This is a genomic window from Robiginitalea sp., assembly GCF_049588695.1.
In the GTDB taxonomy this organism is placed as follows: Bacteria; Bacteroidota; Bacteroidia; order Flavobacteriales; family Flavobacteriaceae; genus Robiginitalea.
The window spans coordinates 1-3,693 of record NZ_JBAVZJ010000438.1; the positions used below are offsets into that span (position 1 = coordinate 1).

Sequence of the window (3,693 nt, forward strand, 5' to 3'; positions counted from 1 at the left end):
GTGTAAATATAGTCTGCCTCAAAGAGTAAAATAAAAATCAGGTAAGCCACAAGAAAGATCGGCGTCCACACTATAGCCCGCTGAAGCGCGCTTTTTTCATCCCTTAGGTGCATAAAATCCCAGGCGATGTAGTAAGCCTTTACCAGCGTTAGAATGATAAAAATCCAATTGAGCAATTTCATCCCCAGCAGATAATTCCCCGTGAGGATAGCAGGTTTGGTAATCCCCAGAGCAACCTCAACAGCTGTCACCAGGGTCAGAAAAATAAGAACACCCCATATCTTACTGGTGTTGGAGCGAAATTTAACCAGTCCCCTGAAAATTTCTAATTTATGTTCGTGCGCCATGCGTGTCTCTTTATAAAATTAAACCAGATAGAAGAAGGTAAATACAAATACCCAAACGAGATCTACAAAGTGCCAGTAGAGCCCCACTTTCTCGACCATTTCATAATGGCCCCGACGTTCATAAGTGCCGAGTATCACATTGAAGAAGATAATGACATTGATCACAACCCCAGAAAAGACGTGGAAACCGTGAAAACCTGTGATAAAAAAGAAGAAATCGGCGAAAAGGCGACTTCCGTATTCGTTTCGGACCAGGTTGGCCCCTTCCACCACGTATTTGGCATCTTTGATGCGTTCCAGCGTTTCCGGACGACTGAGCAGGGTTTTTTCACCTTCTTCGGTGATTTGTTCTGTGCGTATAAGGATATTCGGGTTAGACCGCAGCCCTTCTGCCACCTCGTCTACCGTGTAGGTAGGAAGCGCAGATTCGCTCGTAAACCACACTCCTTTCTCCGACTCATGCCGGACGCGTTCTCCGGGCATGATCTCTACAAAATCCGCCAGGGCGGCCCGCTCCCCGGTTTCGGCATTCACAAACTGAAGAATTCTACCTCCGTTGGTCTCGACAGCTCCGTAGTCTCCGCGGATAAAAGTCGCCCACTCCCATGCCTGTGACCCCACAAAGATAGCCCCGCCAATTATAGTCAGGAACATATAGATGATCACTTTGTTCTTCATCATTCGGTGCCCGGCGTCCACGGCCAATACCATTGTCACAGAAGACATGATCAGTACAAACGTCATAAAGGCCACATAGTACATCGGGTAATTCCCGTGAAAGAAGGGAACGTGCGTAAAGACCTCATCGGCAATCGGCCATGTTTCAATAAACTTGAAGCGGGAAAATCCGTAAGCGGAGAGAAATCCCGAGAAAGTCAGGGCATCAGAAACGATGAAAAACCACATCATCAGTTTTCCATAACTCGCATTCAGGGGACGGTTTCCACCTCCCCAGACCGGCTCATCAGCACCCGTTGTCACCGTAGTATCCATAAATATTCAGATCGCGTTATGAGAATTTTAGCAAAAATACATTTTTTTGAACGTTAGAAAAGCAGAAATACCGGACAAAATCGGCATTCTGGTATTTAACGAAAGAAATAGAAAAACAATATGAGGTAGATCCACAAAATATCGAGAAAATGCCAGAAGGTAATCCCGAGCTCCATCCCCAGCATTTTACCCGGGCCATAGGAGCCCCTGACCTGATTAAAAAGAACCACGAGGAGTGATATCATTCCCGCCACAACGTGCACTGCGTGAATAACGGTGATCAGAAAAATATATGAAAGGGTAATGTTGCTGGTGGGTCCCGTAAAATAATATCCCATAGCGATCATTTCTGAAAAACCCAAAAATTGGGAGATCACAAAGGAAACACCCAGAACAAGGGTAATCACGAGCCAAATAGTCCCCGTTTTTTGCCGACCCTGAGAAACTTCCCTAGTAGCCATCCAGTAAGTGACGCTACTGAGCAGAATGAGTGCCGTACTAACCCAAAAAGCCACCGGAAGGGTATAATCCCTCATCCAGTCCTCCCGGGAACTACTCACAATATAGGCGCTTGTCCAGCCCGCAAAACTCATCAGGAGGCTGACAATACCAAACCAGAGCATCATTTTTTTCGCGCGACCCTTTTTCTCTGCTAAAGATCCTTCCATCAGCTTTTCACTCATGCTAAAAATTTATCGATGACGTAAACAATTTGTATAAGGGTAATATAAGAGACACTACTCAGCATTAGCCTGCGGGCAGAAGCCCTGTCCCTTAGCTCATAGAGTCGGAGCGCAAACCACAACATCACAAGACCCGCCAGAAATATGAGTACCGCAGCGGGAACAGAAAGATGCAACCTACCCGTTATCCCGAAAACGGGAACGATTGAAATAACGATCATCCACAGGGTATACATGATGATCTGAAGCGCTGTCCCGGTATCCTTCTTACCGGTGGGCAGCATCTTAAAGCCACCGCGCTTGTAGTCTTCATCCAACATCCACCCCAGGGCCCAAAAATGCGGAAATTGCCAGAAAAACTGAATCATAAACAAAGTTCCCGGTTCAATGCCAAAATCGTTGGTCGCGGCAACCCAGCCCAGCATAAATGGGATAGCTCCCGGAAACGCACCGGCAAAAACAGCGAGCGGGGTAACAGTTTTCAGGGGCGTATAAACGCATGTATAGAGAAAGATGGACAGTGTGCCAAAAAGGGCCGTCTTCGGATTGAGGAGGTACAACAAGACGATACCCGCAAGGGTCATCACAATGGCGAGACTCATGGCCTGGGTCACCGACATGCGTCCTGCAGGGATTGGACGGTTCTTCGTCCGATGCATACGGGCATCGAGATTTCGCTCAATCACCTGATTGAAGGCATTGGAGGCCCCAACCATACAATAGCCCCCTACGGACAGAAAGACAAGGGGTAGGAACCGCACTTCATCTGCACCCAATAAATATCCCGCGATGGCAGAAAAAACAACACTTACTGCTAACCTGGCTTTGGTGATTTCCTTAAAATCGGAAAACACAACTTGGAATGCACTTGGTTCTAAAACACCGGCCGCAGATTTCATTCGCACCATTTATGGGGCGCAAAGATACGGACCACTTCGCTTCTTTCCAACGAAAGCATATAATATGCCTGCCCTGGTGGGCACCTTCGCTTTATGGCATAAAAAAACCCCGGAAGTCCGGGGTTTTAAAGTATATTTCGTTTACTGTAATTTAAAGGTAATCGGGATACTGAAGGGCACACGCACTGGGCGTCCGCGTTGTCTCCCGGGAGTCATCTTCGGAAGCTTTTCAATAATCCGACGCGCCTCTGCTTCCAGGTTTTTATCCGGACCTCTCATCCGGATATTTCCTATAGAGCCGTCTTTTTGGATAGTAAACATCACAGCCACACGTCCCTGAACACCCATTTCCTGGGCGATTTCCGGATAGCGGAAATTCTTGCGGATATGCTTCTGCATCATTTCGTTAAAACAAGCCTTTTTATCCCCCGCACTTTCACAGCCCGGAAAGACCGGTACATCTTCAATTACGGCGAAGGGAACTTCTATATCATCATCTACCTCTTCAACTTCGATATCTTCAACTTCGATAATTTCTTCTTCCTGACTGGTCTCAGTGGATTCAATTACCGTTTCTTCAACCTCTTCTTCGTCTTCTACAACTTCGATGACTTCCGGGGCTGCAGGTGGCGGAGGCGGAGGTGGTGTTTTGATCTGTTCGGTCATCGGGACTTCTTCATCGAGCATATCCTCCACATTCAGTGAAATATCGTAATCATTCACCTCATCGTAGGTTTTCCACTCGAAGGCGCCCCAGACTAACAACAGCAC

General features: G+C 47.2%; 5 protein-coding genes. All 5 read right to left on the reverse strand.

Features of this window, described 5'->3' with window-relative positions:
• Positions 1 to 347 (reverse strand): cytochrome C oxidase subunit IV family protein (locus tag WBV75_RS10435; RefSeq protein ID WP_424120552.1); only part of this gene is annotated, 347 nt, incomplete at its 3' end.
• An 18-nt stretch (positions 348 to 365) separates the two neighbouring features.
• On the reverse strand, positions 366 to 1,340 hold the full coding sequence (locus WBV75_RS10440) for a cytochrome c oxidase subunit 3 (RefSeq protein WP_424120553.1): 975 nt from the start codon (positions 1,338 to 1,340) through the stop codon (positions 366 to 368).
• Between the two features lie 95 nt (positions 1,341 to 1,435).
• Positions 1,436 to 2,023, reverse strand: a complete 588-nt coding sequence (locus tag WBV75_RS10445; RefSeq protein WP_424120554.1) for a cytochrome c oxidase subunit 3 — start codon at positions 2,021 to 2,023, stop codon at positions 1,436 to 1,438.
• Entirely contained in the window at positions 2,020 to 2,922 is a 903-nt protein-coding gene (gene cyoE, locus WBV75_RS10450; protein WP_424120555.1) for a heme o synthase, read from the reverse strand. The genes WBV75_RS10445 and cyoE overlap by 4 nt, the downstream gene beginning before the upstream one ends.
• A 141-nt stretch (positions 2,923 to 3,063) precedes the next feature.
• The coding region (locus WBV75_RS10455; protein ID WP_424120556.1) for an energy transducer TonB at positions 3,064 to 3,693 on the reverse strand (630 nt) is incomplete at its 5' end.

Excerpts from the sequence above, each read along its gene's own strand:
- WBV75_RS10440 (WP_424120553.1), bottom strand. The coding sequence starts at position 1,340 with ATGGATACTACGGTGACAACGGGTGCTGATGAGCCGGTCTGGGGAGGT.
- WBV75_RS10445 (WP_424120554.1), bottom strand. The coding sequence starts at position 2,023 with ATGAGTGAAAAGCTGATGGAAGGATCTTTAGCAGAGAAAAAGGGTCGC.
- cyoE (WP_424120555.1), bottom strand. The coding sequence starts at position 2,922 with ATGAAATCTGCGGCCGGTGTTTTAGAACCAAGTGCATTCCAAGTTGTG.